Source organism: Streptomyces sp. 2A115, assembly GCF_052245575.1.
GTDB lineage: Bacteria > Actinomycetota > Actinomycetes > Streptomycetales > Streptomycetaceae > Streptomyces.
The window spans coordinates 1-765 of sequence record NZ_JBQQCG010000252.1; the positions used below are offsets into that span (position 1 = coordinate 1).

Genomic DNA, 765 nt, shown 5'->3' on the forward strand with positions numbered 1-765 from the left:
GGCATTCGTCGAGGGTGCCGATGGGGTGTCGTTGGCGGGTGTGGCGGGGGCGTTGGTGTCGGGCCGTGCGCTGTTGGGTGAGCGTGCGGTGGTGGTTGCGGGTTCGGGTGCGGAGGCGCTGGCTGGGTTGCGGGCGCTGGCGCGGGGTGAAAGTGGTCAGAACCTGGTGACCGGTAGCGCGTCCGGTTCGGGTGTGCCGGGCAAGGTGGTGTGGGTGTTTCCGGGGCAGGGTTCGCAGTGGGTGGGGATGGGGCGGGAGTTGCTGGATTCCTCGCCGGTGTTTGCTGAGCGGATCGCGGAGTGCGCTGCTGCGCTGGAGCAGTGGGTGGATTGGTCGCTGGCGAAGGTGCTGCGCGGTGATGCTGAGCCCGAGCTGCTGGAGCGGGTGGATGTGGTGCAGCCGGCGAGTTTCGCGGTGATGGTGGGCTTGGCGGCGGTGTGGGCGTCGGTGGGTGTGGTGCCGGATGCGGTGGTGGGTCATTCGCAGGGTGAGATTGCGGCTGCGTGTGTGGCGGGTGCGTTGTCGCTGGAGGACGCCGTTCGGGTCGTGGCCCTGCGCAGTCAGGCGATTGCGACGCAGTTGGCCGGGCACGGGGGCATGGCCTCCGTAGCGCTGAGCGAGGCGGAGGCGACCGCCTGGCTGACACCGTGGGCGGACCGGGTGGAGGTCGCGGCGGTCAACGGCCCGTCGTCGGTGGTGATCGCCGGTGACGCCCTGGCCCTCGACGAGGTGCTGGAGGCGCTGTCCGACCAGGATGTCCGGGT

Annotated in this window: 1 protein-coding gene; it reads left to right on the forward strand. The window is 70.5% G+C overall.

All coding sequences use genetic code 11. The features are described 5' to 3' along the window. On the forward strand, positions 1 to 765 hold a 765-nt coding region (locus tag ACTWQR_RS55885), incomplete at both ends, for an acyltransferase domain-containing protein (protein WP_443235038.1).